This is a genomic window from Streptomyces violaceoruber (assembly GCF_033406955.1).
GTDB classification, from domain to species: domain Bacteria; phylum Actinomycetota; class Actinomycetes; order Streptomycetales; family Streptomycetaceae; genus Streptomyces; species Streptomyces violaceoruber.
The window spans coordinates 6,755,120-6,770,748 of record NZ_CP137734.1; the positions used below are offsets into that span (position 1 = coordinate 6,755,120).

Here is a 15,629-nt window from a genome sequence, read left to right on the forward strand (position 1 = left end):
CCCGGCCCGGCGGGAGTACCCGCCGGGCCTTCGCGCGCCGCGCGCCCCGCGCCGGCCTTCCGTGCCCTGCGCGCGCCGCCTCCCGCGCTCTGTGTGCACCGTTCCCTCGTCACGGTGAGTCATTTTCGAGCACGCTTGAGGCATTACTCCACGTGTTCGAACGACTCCCGGGCGTGCAAATGGGCCCGACCATACTCCAGACCCCGTGCCCGTTTCAGGTGCTTGCCGAATATGACACGGCGATGATCCCCCCGGACTAAGCTCGCCCGCAGCGCACCGAGTTGAGGTGTAATCGCGCGCTTGTTCCCAATGCGCCGAAGATCCCGACAACTCCCAGACATACCCCGCCGCAAGCTCCCCCATCCCAGCCGATTCGTTTTCAGAGGGCCTACATGGTGAGTGTTGATTCCCCTCCAGGTCGCCGTGAACTTCCCTACGCGCGAACGCTGTTGCTGCCGGCCATACTGATGGCCGCGGCCACCGGGGCCGCCGTCGCCCTCGTGACGGAACCGGCCCGGCTCGCCGTCGGCCTGTGCGGTGCCGTCGCCACCGTCCTGGTGATCGCCGCGGCCGCCGAAGCGGTACGCCGCGGACGCGCGCTGCGGGCCCAGCGCGCCGAACACGCCCGTCACACCGCGTATCTGGAGCACCGGGCCGCGAGCCATCACGAGGAGATGGTCCGCCTCGGCGCCGAAGTCCTCCCCGACCTCCTGAACTTCATGCGCAGGGGCGTCACACCCCGCGAGCTGATGGGCCGCCTCGGCGAGGTGAACCCCGCCTACGCCGAACTCGGCGAACCCCAGCGCAAGCTGATCCGGATGGTCTGCGAGATCGTCGACCACGAGGACGCCATGCGCGAGTCCGCCGAGCGCTCCTTCGTCGACATCGCCCGCCGGGTCCAGGCGATCGTCCACCAGCAGCAGAAGGAACTCCGCGAGATGGAGGAGGACCACGGGCGCAACCCCGAGGTCTTCGACGACCTCCTGCGCATCGACCACGGCACCTCGCTGATCGGCCGACTCGCCGACTCCATCTCCGTGATCGGCGGCGGCCGGCCCGGACGCCAGTGGCCCGAACCGGTCGCCCTCTACAGCGTGCTGCGCGGCGCCATGTCCCGGATCCTGGAGTACCGCCGGATCAACCTGGCCTCCATCGCCAAGGTCAACATCAAGGGCACCGCCGTCGAACCGGTCATCCACGCGGCGGCCGAACTCCTCGACAACGCCACCCGCTACTCACCGCCCGCGGCCAAGGTGCACGTGACCGCGACCGAGGTGCAGAGCGGTGTGTGCATCGAGATCGAAGACGCCGGCGTCAGCCTCAGCGAGGAGTCCCGCGGCCGCATCGAGGGCCTGCTGGAGCAGGCCAAGCGCGGCACCGACGTGCAGGACCTCGCCCACCACCCGCGCCTGGGCCTGTCCGTGGTCGGCCGGCTGTGCACCCAGTTCGGCATGGACGTCTCGCTGCGGGCCTCCGCGTACGGCGGCGTCCGCGCCATCCTCATCGTGCCCAGCAAGATGATGACCACCGAGCCCGGCGTCGGCCTCGCCCACGGCATCGGCGCCACCTCGATCCCCACCCCCGGCCCCGACGCCCTGCCCGGACCGGAGCGCAAGCCCAAGAAGCGCCGCCCCACCAGCCCCCGGATCCCCGCCACGGTGTCCCTGGAGGACGACGTTCCCGAGGTGACCGAGTGGACGGCGGGCGGGCTCCCGCAGCGCCGCAGCCGGGTCAAGATGCCGCTCAGCCAGCGCCTCGCCGAGCAGGCCGCGTGGGAGCGGGAGGACGCCGAACGCGAGGCCCGGCAGGCCGCCGAGCGCGCCCGCAACGGCATCCCGGCGCCCGCGGAGCCGGAACCCGCGCAGGACAAGGACCAGGGCGGCCTCCCGCCCGGCCACTTCATCGGCGCCTTCTGGGAGGGGCTCAAGCAGCACCCGGGCAGCACGCGCGCCCACCAGGAGTCCAGCAGCAACGAGCCGGCCCACGCCCCGGCAGACGACGAGGGGAACCTCAAGTGATCGAGCAGCAAGGCAAGTTCGACTGGATGCTCCGGGACCTCTACGACGGCGTCCCGGGCATCGAGATGATCGTGGTGCTCTCCGCCGACGGCCTGCGCATCGCCCGCTACTCCGGGGACCCGGACGCCGCCGACCGGGTCGCCGCCGCCTGCGCGGGCCTGCAGAGCCTGGCGAGCGCCGTCAGCCAGGAGATCCCCACCAGCGACGGCGACATGAAGATGGTGCTCATCGAGATGAACGGCGGTTACTTCTACCTGATGGCCGCCGGTCCCAACGCCTATCTCGCCGTGCTCTCCGACGTCCGCTGCGAACCCGGCCGGATGGGCCTGAGCATGGCCGACCTGGTCGCCCGGATCGGCCCCCACCTCACCAGTCCGGCACGGCGCAACGGGCAGACCGTATGACTCCTCCCAGGCGCCAGAGGCGATCCCCCGGGCCCGACCGGCCCGCCGCGCCCGCCCCTCCCGGCGCGCCCGCCAAGGAGGGCGAGGTCCGCAACCCCGAGCGGCTCTTCGTCATCGGCGGTGAGGGAGGCGGCGAACGCGCCGACATCGACCTCGTCACCCTGATCGTGGCCCGCGCCGACCCCCCGGTGTCCGCCACACCGGAGCAGGCCGCCCTGCTCCGGCTGTGCGCCGCACCCCTGTCCGTGGCCGAGCTGTCGGCCTATCTGAGCCTGCCGTTCAGTGTGGTGACCGTGCTGCTCACCGACCTGCTGGCGTCGGAACTGGTGCAGGCCCGCGCCCCGATCGTCCGCCAGAAGGTCGCCGACCGAAACCTCCTCGAAGCGGTGATGCATGGACTTCAAAAGCTCTGACACGATCCCGGGCCCACGGACCGAGGACCGGCTGCCGCACACGGCCGAGGCCGCCGTGAAAATCGTCATCGTGGGCGGCTTCGGGGTCGGCAAGACCACCATGGTCGGTTCGGTCAGCGAGATCCGCCCGCTGACCACCGAGGAGACGATGACCCAGGCCGGCATCGGCGTCGACGACAACTACGGCTCCGCCTCCAAGACGGCCACCACCGTCGCCATGGACTTCGGCCGCATCAGCATCACCGACGAACTGGTGCTCTACCTCTTCGGCACGCCCGGCCAGGAGCGCTTCTGGTTCCTGTGGAACGGCCTGTTCGAGGGCGCCCTCGGCGCCGTGGTCCTGGTCGACACCCGCCGCCTGGAGGTCAGCTTCGACGTCATGGGCCGCCTGGAGGAACGCGGCGTGCCCTTCGTCGTCGCCGTCAACACCTTCCCCGACGCGCCCCGTTACCCCGTCGCGGAACTGCGCACCGCGCTCGACCTGCCCGAGGAGATCCCCATCCTCGACTGCGACGTGCGGCGCCGGGCCTCCAGCCGGGACGTCCTGATGACCCTGATGCGCCTCCTGCACTCCCTCGCCATGAAGGGCGCGCTCACCTGACCGGCGCGCCCCACCGACCCCGACGTGACCCACACCTTCTGACGTGACCACACCTTTTGTTGCGGAGCGAGACTGTGACGCCTGAAAGCCACTCCCCGACCGGAACGGGCGAACCCCTGCTCGAACCACCGCCCGGCTGCCCCGCGCACGGCCTCGGGCCGGGCGGACTGCACCGGCTCCACGAGGCGGAAGACCTGGAGGAGCTGTACGAGAAGCTGCGCGAGCAGCACGGGCCGGTGGCGCCCGCGCTGCTCCACGACGACGTACCCATGTGGGTGGTCCTCGGGCACGCCGAGAACCTGCACATGGTGAGCACCCCCTCCCAGTTCTGCCGCGACAGCCGGATCTGGACCCCGCTCAACGAGGGCATGGTCAAGCCCGACCATCCCCTCATGCCGCACATCGCCTGGCAGCCCATCTGCTCGCACGCCGAGGGCGACGAACACAAGCGGCTGCGCGGCGCGGTCACCAGTGCCATGTCCGACCTCGACTACCGGGAGCTGCGCCGGCACATCAAGCGCTACACCCAGCGCGTCGTCAACCGCTTCTGCGAGGAGGGCCGCGCCGACCTGGTCAGCCAGTTCGCCGAGCACCTGCCGATGGGCGTGATGTGCCATCTGCTCGGCATGCCCGAGGAGTACAACGACCGGCTGGTGGAGGCCGCCCGCGACACCCTCAAGGGCACCGAGACGGCGATCGCCAGCCACGCCTACGTCATGGAGGCGCTGGGACGGCTCACCGCCACCCGCCGGGCCGACCCGGCCGACGACATCGCGGGCCGCCTGGTCACCCACCCGGCCGGGCTCACCGACGACGAGGTCCGCGAACACCTGCGGGTGGTGCTGCTGGCCGCCTACGAGGCGACCGTCAACCTGATCGGCAACGTGATGCGCGTCGTGCTCACCGACCCGGGCTTCCGCGCCCAGCTCAGCGGCGGCCAGATGACGGTGCCCCAGGCGGTCGAGCAGTCCCTGTGGGACGAGCCGCCGTTCAGCACCGTCTTCGCCTACTTCGCCAAGCAGGAGACGGAACTCGGCGGCCAGCGCATCCGGGCCGGCGACGGCCTGCTGCTCGGCATCGCGCCGGGCAACGTCGACCCGCGCATCCGTCCCGACCTGGACGCCAGCATGATGGGCAACCGCGCCCACCTCGCCTTCGGCGGCGGCCCGCACGAATGCCCGGGGCAGGACATCGGGCGGGCCATCGCCGACGCCGGCATCGACGCGCTGCTGATGCGGCTGCCCGACCTCCAGCTCGACTGCGACGAGGACGACCTGCGCTGGCGGTCGTCGATCGCCTCGCGGCACCTGGTGGAACTGCCGGTCCGTTTCGAGCCCAGGGCGCAGCAGGACATCATGCAGCAGCCGAGTCACGCCCCGACCCCGGAACGGCACGCACCCTGGCACGTCGGCCTGCCGAAGCCGGAACGGCGGGCACAGCCGCCGCTGCCCACGCAGCCGCCGCAGCCCGTGTCGGTGACGGCCGCCGAGCCTCAGCAGGCACCGGGAGCGGGGCAGCCCCGCCCCCGCGGTGCCTTGCAGCGCTTCCTGCTCTGGTGGCGCGGCTACTGACGGCCGGCCCGGCCCTCCCGCGCGGCCCAGTCCTCGTACGCGGTCCAGGCGCCGAGGGACCGGCCGCTGCGGAAGCGGTGCTCGCGCCCCGTGACCGGATCGGTGAACCCCAGCTCCCGCGCGAGCAGTTGCAGCGGGCGCCGGAAGTCACCGGCCGGCACGGGAGCGGCCACCTCCGGGTAGAGGGGGTCGCCGAGGATCGGCACGCCGAGCGCGTTCAGGTGGACGCGCAGCTGGTGCGTCTGGCCGGTGCCGGGCACCAGCCGGTACCGGCCCAGCCCGTGCTCCGGCCGGTGGGCGAGCAGTTCGACGCGGGTCACGGCGTTCGGCTCGCCGGCCACCTCGCGGGCGGCGAGCACCCCGCGCTCCTTCAGGATCCGGCTGCGGACCGTCCGGGGGAGGGCGAGCGCCGCGTCGTACGGAGCGACGGCCTCGTACACCTTGTGCACCCGCCGGTCGGCGAACAGGCCCTGGTACGCGCCGCGTTCCCCGGGGCGCACGGTGAACAGGACCAGCCCCGCCGTGAGCCGGTCCAGGCGGTGCGCCGCACCCAGCGCCGGGATGTCCAGCTCCCGGCGCAGCCGTGCCAGCGCGGTCTGCGTGACGTGGCCGCCGCGCGGGGTGGTGGCCAGGAAGTGCGGCTTGTCCGCGACGACGATGTGCGCGTCGCGGTACACGATCTCCAGCGGGAAGGGGACGGGCACCTCGACGGGCAGCTCGCGGTGGAACCACACGAACATGCCCGGCTCGTACGGCGCGTCGCCCGCCACGGGGCGGCCGTCCGCCCCGACGAACACCCCGGCGTCGAACATGCCGTCGACCACACCGGCGCCCGCGGCCGACAGCCGCTCCGTCAGGTACTCCCGCACCGTGGACCACGGCCCGTCCGCGGGCAGCCGCACCCGCACCGCGTCGATGCCGTCGCGCTGCGGCAGGGGCGAGGGCGGGGGAGGGGTACGGCGTCTCATCACCTGCCAGCGTACGAGGCGGTGACCCGCGGCGGCGGACCGAGTGGGCCGAGCCCGCCGGAAAACCGCTGGGCCGGGGCCCGGGCCCCTTGGCAGGATGCCGTCCATGCCCTTCCTGACACGCCCGGTCCTCGCGGCCGGCACCTTTTCCGGCGCGCCGCAGCCCACACTCCCCACCGGCGACGGGCTGGTGCTGCGTCCCTGGCGCACCGAGGACGCCCCCGCCGTGCACGTGGCCTTCCAGGACCCGGTGATGCACCAGTGGCACGCCCGCGCGGCCGACTCCGAGGAGGAGGTGCGGGGCTGGATCACCGAGTGGCAGGGCGCCTGGGAACGGGAGCGCGGCGTCCAGTGGGCCGTCGCGGACGCGGCGGACGACCGACTGCTCGGCCGGGTGGCGCTGCGCGAATGGGTGCTCGGTGACGGGGTGGCCGAGGTGGCCTACTGGACGACGGCCGACACCCGCGGCCGGGGCGTCGCCGCACGGGCCACCCGGACCCTGACCCACTGGGCGCTGGACGAGATCGGCTTCCAGCGCCTCGAACTCCTGCACGCGGTGGCCAACGACGCCTCGTGCCGGGTCGCCCAGAAGACCGGCTTCGCCCTGGAGGGCACCAAGCGCAAGGCCGTCCTCCACCCCGACGGGTGGCACGACATGCACCTGCACGCACGCGTACGCGGCGACTGACGCAAGCGTGACCCACGGGGCCGCCAGGGCTCCGGGCGGGCGGGGCTGCCACGGGGCCCAGGGAGGTGCCGGGGTGCTGCCGCGCCGCGCTCTGGGGCCGGTGCACGACGCGTGCCCGTGCGGGCGCGAAACGCGGCGACCGACGGGCTCGTGGCCCGCGCAGGGCTGCCAGGGGTCCCACGGGGCCGCCAGGGCTCCGGGCGGGCAGGGCTGCCACTGGGCCCGGGGAGGTGCCGGGGTGCTGCCGCGCCGCGCTCTGGGGCCGGTGCACGACGCGTGCCCGTGCGGGCGCGAACGCGGCGACCGACGGGCTCGTAGCCGTGCGGGGCCGCCAGAGGCCCGGCGGGCGGGTGTTCGCCGGTGGGCGACGCCGTTACGCGGCCGTCGCGCCCTCCTGCTCGGCCTCGACGCGGGCGTTCCACTCGCGCTTGGAGGCCTGCCAGCCGTCCTCGTTGTGGCCGAGGCGCCAGTAGCCGGAGATGGACAGGTCCTCGCGGGGAATCTCGCGCTCCAGGCGGAGGTACCGGCGCAGCTCCTTCACGCAGGCCGCCTCGCCGTGGACGAACGCGTGCAGCCTGCCCTCGGGGAACTCCAGGGCGCGCACGGCCTCGGCCAGAGCCTGCCCGACCGGACGGCCGGCGCGGTGCAGCCAGACGACCTCCACGTCGGAGTCGATCTTCTGCTCCTCCTCGGGCCCCTCGACCTCGACGAAGGCGTACGCGCGAGCGCCGTCGGGCAGCGCCTCCAGGGAGCGGGCGATAGCGGGCAGCGCGCTCTCGTCACCGGCGAGCAGGTGCCAGTCGGCGGCGGGGTCGGGGGCGTAGGCGCCGCCGGGGCCCATGAAGTGGACCGTCTCGCCCGGCCGCACCCGCTTCGCCCAGGGCCCGGCGAGCCCCTCGTCGCCGTGGATGACGAAGTCCAGCGTCATCTCACGGTGCTCGGCGTCCCAGTGGCGGACGGTGTACGTCCGGGTCACCGGCCACTGCTCGCGGGGAAAGTCCTCGCGGATCCGCTCCATGTCGAAGGGCTCCGGGTAGGTCGCGCCCCCGGAGGGGAAGAGCAGCTTCACATAGTGGTCGGTGCAGGTGTCCGCCGCGAACGCGGAGAGTCCCTCGCCGCCGAGCACCACGCGCTGCATGTGCGGGGTCAGCCGCTCGGTGCGGACGACCTGCGCGGTGTGCGGCTTGCGCGGCTTGCGTGCCGGACGGTCTGCCATGACGGCCTCCCTGCTCCCTGCGTGAGATTCCGTGAGTTAGGTATACCTAAGCTAGCATCCCGACCCGTGTGTGGCTCATGGAAACGGGCCGCCGCGCGGCGCCGCTCAGGCGGTGAGCGTGGTCAGCAGGCGCTGCAGTGACCCGCCCAGTCCCCAGCGGGCCGCCAGTGCGTCCAGCGCTGCGGCGTCGCGCGGGCCGTGCGGCAGGGCGGTGCCGGTGTCCGGCAGCGGCACGTCGGCCGCGACCCTGACGACCTTCGGGGCGACCGCGAGGTACGGCCCGGCCTCGGTCAGCCGCTTGCGCTGCGTGGGCGTCAGCCTGGCCTTCGGGTCGTCGACGGCGGCCTGGATCCCGGCCAGGTCCCCGAACTCGGCGAGCAGCTTGGCCGCCGTCTTCTCGCCGATGCCGGGCACCCCGGGCAGCCCGTCGCTCGGGTCGCCCCGCAGCAGCGCCAGATCGGCGTACCCGGCGCCGTCGACGCCGTACTTCTCGCGCAGCGCGGCCTCGTCGACGAGGTTGAGCGTGCCGACCCCCTTGACCGGGTAGAGCACGCGCACGCCGCGGGCGTCGTCGACGAGCTGGTACAGGTCACGGTCCCCGGTGACGATGTCGACCGGGCCGGTGGCCCGCGCGGTGTAGGTGCCGATGACGTCGTCCGCCTCGTACCCCGCCACGCCGACCCGGGCGATGCCGAGCGCGTCGAGGACGGCCTCGATGACCGGCACCTGCGGGGACAGCGTGTCGGGCACCTCCTCCGCGTCGGGGCCGGCCGGCCGTTCCTCGGCCACGCGGTGCGCCTTGTAGGAGGGGATCAGCTCCACCCGCCAGTGCGGTCGCCAGTCGGCGTCCATGCACGCCACCAGGTGCTCGGGCCGGTGGTCCTTCACCAGGCGGTCGATGAAGTCCAGCAGGCCGCGCACGGCGTTCACCGGCGTGCCGTCGGGCGCCTTCACCGAGTCCGGCACGCCGAAGTAGGCGCGGAAGTAGAGGGAGGCGGTGTCGAGAAGCATCAGTCGTCCGGTCACGCCTCGCAATCATGCCGCAGGTCGGGTGTGCGGGCGGGGGAGGACGTGTGAACTGGCTCACTTAAATGTTTGGCGCATAAGCATCGGGGCAGGCGCGCAGCCGGGCCGAAGCTGGTTGATGCATTCAACTGTTAGGGGAGCTTTGGGCCCTGCCCCTGCCCCCGACCCAAGAGGTAAGCGTGTCAGCCAGACTAGAGGCCGAGAACCTGTACAAGGTCTTCGGCAGGAAACCGGATCAGGCGGTCGAACGACTGCGCCAGGGCGAAGACGTCCGGGAGGAACTGCGCGCCGACGGCACCACCGCCGCCGTCATCGACGCGTCCTTCACCGTGGAGCCCGGCGAGATCTTCGTGGTCATGGGGCTGTCCGGATCAGGCAAGTCCACGCTGCTGCGCATGCTCAACGGTCTGTCGGAGCCGACCGCCGGGCACGTCCGCTTCGGGGGGCAGGACCTCACCGCGCTCAGCGACCGCGAGCTGCGCATGGTCCGTTCCATGAAGATCAGCATGGTCTTCCAGCACTTCGCGCTCTTCCCCCACCGCAGCGTCCGTGACAACGCTGCCTACGGTCTTGAAGTGCAGGGCGTGCCCCGCGCCGAGCGCGAACGCCGCGCCGACGAGGCGCTCGCCCTGTGCGGTCTGGCCGGCTGGGAGAAGTCCTGGCCCGACGAGCTGTCCGGCGGCATGCAGCAGCGCGTCGGCCTGGCCCGCGCGCTCGCCACCGACGCCGACCTGCTGCTGATGGACGAGTCCTTCAGCGCCCTCGACCCGCTGATCCGCCGCGACATGCAGGACCAGCTGCTCGACCTGCAGAAGACCCTGAAGAAGACCATCGTCTTCATCACCCACGACCTCAACGAGGCCATGCGCCTGGGCGACCGCATCGCCATGATGCGCGACGGCCGGATCGTGCAGATAGGCACCGCGCAGGACATCCTGATACGTCCCGCCAACGACTACGTCGCCTCCTTCACCAAGGACGTCGACCGCTCCCGCGTCCTGACCACGGCTTCCGTCATGGAGACCGACGTGCGCGGCGACGAGGCGGACTGCGACTGCGAGACCGCCACGCCCGAGACGCCGTTCTCGGAGCTGTGCGCGATCAGCGCCCGCGTGCCCCACGCGGTGGCGGTGGTCGACGGTGACCGCCGGCTGGTCGGCGTCGTCCCGGCCCAGCGGCTCATCGGCTTCCTCGGCGACGACGAGGACGTGGTCCCCGGTGTCTGCGACAGCCCGCGGGACAAGGGCGGCAAGAAGGTGATCAGCCGTGCCTAGGATCCCCCTCGGCGACTGGGTCAACAGCACCGTCGACTGGCTGCTCGACAACGTCTCCTGGCTCTTCACCTTCCTCAAGGACATCTTCACCGGCGCCTACGACGGCATCAACGCCGTCCTCCAGGCCCCCGAGCCGCTGCTGCTCGCCGGCATCTTCGCCGTGATCGCCTTCTGGCTGCGCGGCACCTTCGCGGGCATCCTCTCCTTCGCCGGGTTCGCCTTCATCGACTCCCTCGAACTGTGGGAGAACGCGATGGTCACCCTCGCGCTCCTGCTGGTCGCCACGATCATCGCCCTGGTCGTGGCGGTGCCGGTGGGCATCTGGGCGGCCCGCTCGGACCGGGTGAGCGCGTTCGTGCGGCCGGTCCTGGACTTCATGCAGACGCTGCCCGCGATGATCTACCTGATCCCGGCGATCCTGTTCTTCGGGACCGGCTCCGCCCCGGGCATCGTGGCCACCCTGATCTTCGCCCTCGCCCCCGGCGTCCGCATGACCGAGCTGGGCATCCGCCAGGTCGACAAGGAGCTGGTCGAGGCGGCCGAGGCGTTCGGCACCACGCCCGGCAACACCCTGCTGCGCGTCCAGCTCCCGCTGGCGCTGCCCACGGTGATGGCGGGCGTCAACCAGGTCATCATGCTCGGCCTGTCCATGGCCGCGATCGCCGGCATGGTCGGCACCGGTGGCCTCGGCGGCGACGTCATGGAGTCCATCGGCCAGCTCAACGTCGGCCTCGGCGCCGAGGCCGGTCTCGCCATCGTGATCCTCGCGATCTACCTGGACCGCATGACCAGCGCCCTGGGCACCCACGTCTCCCCGCTGGGCCGCCGCGCCGCCGCCAAGGCGCGCGCCGCCAAGGGCCTGAAGATCTGGTCCTACCGCCCCCAGCCGCAGGTCGCCGTGGTCGGCATCGTGATCCTCGCCCTGGTGGCCGGCGGCATGGGCATGTTCGGCGGCGGCTCCGACGACGCCGACACGGCCGGCGGCGGCAAGAACGTCGGCGACGGCAAGAAGGTCTCCATCGGCTACATCCCCTGGGACGAGGGCGTCGCCTCCACCTTCCTGTGGAAGGAGATCCTGGAGCAGCGCGGCTTCGAGGTCGAGGCCAAGCAGTTCGAGGCCGGCCCGCTCTACACCGCGCTCGCCCAGGGCAACATCGACTTCCAGACCGACTCGTGGCTGCCGACGACCCACGAGCAGTACTGGAAGAAGTACGGCAAGCAGCTCGAGGACCTCGGCTCCTGGTACGACGAGACGTCGCTGGAGCTGACCGTCCCGGCGTACATGAAGGACATCAACTCCCTCGAGGACCTCAAGGGCAAGGCCGACCTCTTCGGCGGGAAGATCACCGGCATCGAGCCCAGCGCCGGTGAGATGAACCTGCTCAAGACCAAGGTGCTCAAGGAGTACGGCCTCGACAAGGAGTACAAGGTCGTCGACAGCTCCACGCCGGCGATGCTGGCCGAGCTGAAGCGGGCCTACAGCAAGCAGGAACCGATCGTCACCACGCTGTGGTCCCCGCACTGGGCGTACAACGACTACAAGCTGAAGAAGCTGAAGGACCCCAAGGGCGCCTGGGGCAAGGGCGACGGCGTGCACTCGCTGTCCCGCAAGGGCTTCTCGGGCGACAACCCGGTCGTGGCCAAGTGGCTGAAGGACTTCTCCATGACGGAGAAGCAGCTCACCAGCCTCGAGGCCGAGATCAACAAGGCCGGCAAGGGACAGCAGCAGGAGGCCGTCCGCACCTGGCTCGAGGCCAACCCGGGCGTCGTCGACAAGCTCGCCCCGGTCGAGGGCGGCTCCGGCGCCACTCCCGCGGAGGCCAAGCAGCCGCTCGACGTGGCCTGGTTCCCCTGGGAGGAGGACGTCGCCGTCACCTACCTGTGGAAGAACGTCCTCGAGCGCCGCGGCTACAAGATGAACCTGAAGCAGATGGACGTCGGCCCGGTCTACACCGGCCTCGCCTCCGGCGGCATCGACCTCAACTTCGACGCCTGGCTGCCCTACGCCCAGAGCAACTACTGGAACAAGCACAAGGACAACCTCGTCGACCTGGGCACCTGGTACGAACCGACCTCCCTGGAGATCGCCGTCCCCTCGTACGTGAAGGACGTCAAGTCCCTCGCCGACCTCAAGGGCAAGAGCGACCTCTTCGACGGGAAGATCATCGGCATCGAGCCCGGCACCGGTGAGATGCAGCTGCTGAAGAACGACGTCCTGCCCGGCTACGGCCTCGAGGACGAGTACGAGGTCGTCGACGGCTCCACGCCCGCCATGCTGGCCGAGCTCAAGCGGGCCCTCGCCAAGAAGGAGCCGGTCGCGGTCACCCTGTGGTCGCCGCACTGGGCCTACAGCGACTACGAGCTGACCAAGCTGAAGGACCCGAAGAAGGCCTTCGGCGAGGGCAACACGATCCGGACCATCTCCAGCAAGAAGTTCCCCGAGCAGTATCCGCAGCTCACGAAGTGGATCAAGAACTTCAAGATGAGCGAGGACGAGCTGGGCAGCCTGGAGGCCGAGATCAAGGACCGCGGTCAGGGCCAGGAGGAGGAAGCCGTCGCCGCCTGGCTGAAGGAGCACCCGGACGTCGTCGGCCGGATGACCCCGCAGTAGCGCGGCACTCCGCGACGGTCACCCCGAGGGGTGGGCCCGGCGGCGTCTTCCCCAGGCGCCCCGGGTCCACCCCTCGGGCCGTTCCCGGACCGGACACGGTAGGGATTCGGCCAACCACGGAGCGCCAGGTCCCGGCCTGAGCGTGCCCCGGCCCGGGCGCGGGAGGCTGGCGGGAACACGGAAGGCCGTCCACGCCTTGAACCGGTAAGGCCTGCGCCACGGCGCGCGGACGGTCCCGCCCGTGGCGAGAAACGTGAGGTCGCGGCCACCACACCGTGACATCGATGTGACGGCCGCATGAAACGGTTTGCCGAACATGCGTAGGGTGCAGAGAAACTCATCAGGACGACGGGTGAAGGAGGGAGCCGGAGCGATGGGCGACCACAAAGATCAGCACCTCCGGGTGGGCGCGGCCGTACGGCGGCGGCGCCGGGACCTCGAACTCACCCTCGCCGTGGTGTCCGAGCGCAGCGGCCTGTCCGTGCCCTTCCTGAGCCAGATCGAGAACGACCGGGCGCGGCCCAGCCAGACCTCCCTGGAGAAGGTGGCCGACGCCCTGCGCACCACCGCCGTGGAACTGCTCGCCGCGGCCGACCCCGCGTGCAGCGTCGACGTGGTCCGTGCCGAGGAGCCCGACCCCGAGCTGGCACCCAGGGTGCGCTCCCTGGTGCGCGGGCACCACCAGATGCACGCCTCCGAGTTCACCGGCGACCACGACGCCGGCCGGGAACTGCAGTACCGCAACGACCAGTTGATGTTCGTCGCCGAGGGCGCCGTCGAGATCGAGGCCGAGGGCCGGGCCTACCGGCTCGGGCGCGGCGACACGCTGTACCTCACCGGCGGGGTCCGGCACCGCTGGCGGGCCACCGTGCCGGACACCCGGCTGATCGTCGTCGCCGTCGCCGAGCACATCGAGGCGGTCCGGGAAGGCCCCCGCCGGTGAGGGCGTGCCGGTGAGGGTGGTCTCCCTGGTGCCGTCGCTGACCGAGGCGGTGGCCCGTACCGTGCCGGGTGCCCTGGTCGGCGCCACGGACTGGTGCACCCACCCGGCCGGTCTCGACGTCGTCCGCGTCGGCGGCACCAAGAACCCGGACACCGACCGCGTCCTCTCCCTCGCCCCGGACCTGGTCGTCGCCAACGAGGAGGAGAACCGCGCCCCCGACCTGGACGTCCTGCGTGCGGCGGGCGTCGAGGTGCTGGTGACCGAGGTGCGCACCGTCCCGCAGGCCGTCACCGAGCTGGACCGGGTGCTGACCGCCTGCGGCGCGCCCTCCCGACCCCGCTGGCTGGACGAGGCGCAGGCCGCCTGGGCGGACCCGCCCGCCCCCGAGCGGCGTGCCACGGCCGTCGTACCGATCTGGCGCAGGCCCTGGATGGTGCTGGGCCGCGACACCTTCGCGGGCGACGTCCTGGCCCGCCTCGGTGTCAACCACCTGTACGCCGCGCACGCCGAGCGCTACCCGAGGATCCCGGTGGACGAACTGCGGGCGGCCGGCCCGGATGTCGTGGTCCTGCCCGACGAGCCGTACCGCTTCACCGCCGACGACGGCCCGGAGGCCTTCCCCGGCCTGCCCTGTGCCCTCGTCGACGGGCGGCACCTCACGTGGTACGGGCCGTCGCTGGCCGAGGCGCCCCGGGTGCTGGCCGCGGCCCTGCGAGCAGCACGCCGCTGAACAGGCCGCGCGCGGTGTGCACGGCGGCCACGGCCCAGGCGGCGACGAGGAGGACGTACAGGGCGACGGTGAGCCCGTCGTAGACGACCAGGCCCGTCTCGCGGGCCAGCGCCTCGGCGCCGGTGACGCAGGTGCCCACCGGGAAGGTGAAGGACCACCAGGTCATCGAGAAGCGCATGCCCGCCCGGCGGGCCCGGACGACGTGCGCGGCGGCGAGGGCCAGCCACATCAGCGCGAAGCCCGTCACGGGCACCCCGTACAGCACGGCGAAGACCGCGAAGCCCTCGGCGTACGGCCCCGGCACGACCCCCGGCGCCACGTCGGCGAACTTCCCCACGGCGGTCGTCGACTGCCCGAGCGGGCCGAGGACCAGGAACAGCGACGGGGTGAGCGCGAGCGGCAGCGGCCCGCCGGTGAGCAGCCTGCCGAAGACCACCGGCAGCGTCACCAGCGTCGCGAACAGACTCATGCCGAACATGGCCACACAGGCGAGCAGCAGCGTCTCACGGGGCTGCCCCGCCGGGAGGTGCGGCACCAGCAGCGGTCCGACGGCCGCGGACACCATCGGCGCGACGAGCGGCAGCAGCCACACCGGGCTGGCCTGCCCCGGCTCGACGCGGTGGCGTACGGCCATCAGGTACGGCACGGCGACCGCCGCCGCGAGTCCGATCACCGTACCGGCGGTGAACAGCACCGTGTCCAGGGCGACCGCGGCCGGTGTGCCGATCCAGTCCCGGCCGAGGGCCAGGGCGCCGCCGCCGACCGCCAGCAGGGCCATCGACAGGCAGCCGTAGAACGGGGCCGCCGACGGGTCGAGGAGGTGGGCGCGGGCCTGGTCGCGGTGGTGGAGCCAGTGCAGCGACCTGGCGGTCAGCAGGACCACCAGCAGGACGAGGGACAGGGCCCAGACCGCGGTGCAGGCGGCGCGCAGGCCGGCCACGTGCCCCGGGAGCGCGGCTCCGGCCGTGCCGACGATGGCGGTGCCCATGACGCACGCGTACCAGTTGGGCCCGAGATGCCGGACGGCCGGGACCCGCCGGGTGACCTGGCCGGCGGCGGTGGAGGAGGGGGAGGGCGAGGGGGAGCGGGGCTGGGCTGCGGTGACCATGGCTCCACGGTCGTGGCGTGCGTAGTGCCTGACCAGGGACCCTGTTTCTATGAGGACA

The 15,629-nt window shown here is 72.1% G+C and carries 14 protein-coding genes; 10 read left to right on the top strand and 4 right to left on the bottom strand.

Annotated elements, in window-relative coordinates; genetic code table 11:
- The first annotated feature begins 392 nt into the window (after positions 1-392).
- The 5 genes from R2E43_RS30250 to R2E43_RS30270 all read left to right on the top strand — a co-directional run bounded on the left by R2E43_RS30250 (position 393) and on the right by R2E43_RS30270 (position 5,007).
- Positions 393-2,018: a sensor histidine kinase gene (locus tag R2E43_RS30250; protein ID WP_003977196.1), complete on the top strand. Its 1,626-nt coding sequence runs from the start codon at positions 393-395 to the stop codon at positions 2,016-2,018.
- A gap of 26 nt (positions 2,019-2,044) precedes the next feature.
- On the top strand, positions 2,045-2,422 hold the full coding sequence (locus R2E43_RS30255; RefSeq protein ID WP_167308645.1) for a roadblock/LC7 domain-containing protein: 378 nt from the start codon (positions 2,045-2,047) through the stop codon (positions 2,420-2,422).
- Positions 2,419-2,835, top strand: a complete 417-nt coding sequence (locus tag R2E43_RS30260) for a DUF742 domain-containing protein (protein WP_003977198.1) — start codon at positions 2,419-2,421, stop codon at positions 2,833-2,835. Before R2E43_RS30255 ends, R2E43_RS30260 begins: the two co-directional genes overlap by 4 nt.
- The gene (locus R2E43_RS30265) at positions 2,816-3,436 is read left to right on the top strand and encodes a GTP-binding protein (RefSeq protein ID WP_003977199.1); all 621 of its coding nucleotides are present in this window, start codon (positions 2,816-2,818) and stop codon (positions 3,434-3,436) included. The genes R2E43_RS30260 and R2E43_RS30265 overlap by 20 nt, the downstream gene beginning before the upstream one ends.
- A gap of 74 nt (positions 3,437-3,510) precedes the next feature.
- On the top strand, positions 3,511-5,007 hold the full coding sequence (locus R2E43_RS30270) for a cytochrome P450 (RefSeq protein WP_332056729.1): 1,497 nt from the start codon (positions 3,511-3,513) through the stop codon (positions 5,005-5,007).
- Here the strand turns inward: R2E43_RS30270 and R2E43_RS30275 are convergent.
- Positions 5,001-5,975, bottom strand: coding sequence for an RluA family pseudouridine synthase (locus tag R2E43_RS30275; RefSeq protein WP_136207462.1), 975 nt, complete (start codon positions 5,973-5,975; stop codon positions 5,001-5,003). The two genes, R2E43_RS30270 and R2E43_RS30275, sit on opposite strands and share 7 nt — an antisense overlap.
- A 106-nt stretch (positions 5,976-6,081) precedes the next feature.
- On the opposite strand from R2E43_RS30275, the gene R2E43_RS30280 reads away from it, so the two are divergent.
- Complete coding sequence (locus tag R2E43_RS30280) at positions 6,082-6,663, top strand: GNAT family N-acetyltransferase (RefSeq protein WP_332056730.1); 582 nt, start codon at positions 6,082-6,084, stop codon at positions 6,661-6,663.
- 373 nt (positions 6,664-7,036) lie between these two features.
- Here R2E43_RS30280 and R2E43_RS30285 read toward each other — a convergent pair whose 3' ends face one another.
- Together R2E43_RS30285 and R2E43_RS30290 are read right to left on the bottom strand one after the other, a co-directional pair.
- Positions 7,037-7,879 (bottom strand): siderophore-interacting protein, encoded by an 843-nt coding sequence (locus tag R2E43_RS30285; protein ID WP_003977203.1) that lies wholly within the window; start codon positions 7,877-7,879, stop codon positions 7,037-7,039.
- A 105-nt stretch (positions 7,880-7,984) separates the two neighbouring features.
- Positions 7,985-8,890, bottom strand: coding sequence for a 5'-3' exonuclease (locus R2E43_RS30290; protein ID WP_016325848.1), 906 nt, complete (start codon positions 8,888-8,890; stop codon positions 7,985-7,987).
- Positions 8,891-9,084: 194 nt separating this feature from the next.
- Here R2E43_RS30290 and R2E43_RS30295 point away from each other — a divergent pair, with 194 nt between their 5' ends.
- The 4 genes from R2E43_RS30295 to R2E43_RS30310 all read left to right on the top strand — a co-directional run bounded on the left by R2E43_RS30295 (position 9,085) and on the right by R2E43_RS30310 (position 14,463).
- Positions 9,085-10,179: a quaternary amine ABC transporter ATP-binding protein gene (locus R2E43_RS30295; RefSeq protein WP_003977205.1), complete on the top strand. Its 1,095-nt coding sequence runs from the start codon at positions 9,085-9,087 to the stop codon at positions 10,177-10,179.
- On the top strand, positions 10,172-12,790 hold the full coding sequence (locus tag R2E43_RS30300) for an ABC transporter permease/substrate binding protein (RefSeq protein ID WP_136207461.1): 2,619 nt from the start codon (positions 10,172-10,174) through the stop codon (positions 12,788-12,790). The genes R2E43_RS30295 and R2E43_RS30300 overlap by 8 nt, the downstream gene beginning before the upstream one ends.
- 373 nt (positions 12,791-13,163) lie before the next feature.
- Positions 13,164-13,733 (top strand): helix-turn-helix domain-containing protein, encoded by a 570-nt coding sequence (locus R2E43_RS30305; RefSeq protein WP_003977207.1) that lies wholly within the window; start codon positions 13,164-13,166, stop codon positions 13,731-13,733.
- 10 nt (positions 13,734-13,743) lie between these two features.
- Entirely contained in the window at positions 13,744-14,463 is a 720-nt protein-coding gene (locus R2E43_RS30310) for a helical backbone metal receptor (RefSeq protein ID WP_106517890.1), read from the top strand.
- On the opposite strand, the gene R2E43_RS30315 is transcribed toward R2E43_RS30310, so the two are convergent.
- Complete coding sequence (locus tag R2E43_RS30315) at positions 14,390-15,571, bottom strand: TDT family transporter (RefSeq protein WP_093455803.1); 1,182 nt, start codon at positions 15,569-15,571, stop codon at positions 14,390-14,392. The two genes, R2E43_RS30310 and R2E43_RS30315, sit on opposite strands and share 74 nt — an antisense overlap.
- Between the last annotated feature and the right edge of the window lie 58 nt (positions 15,572-15,629).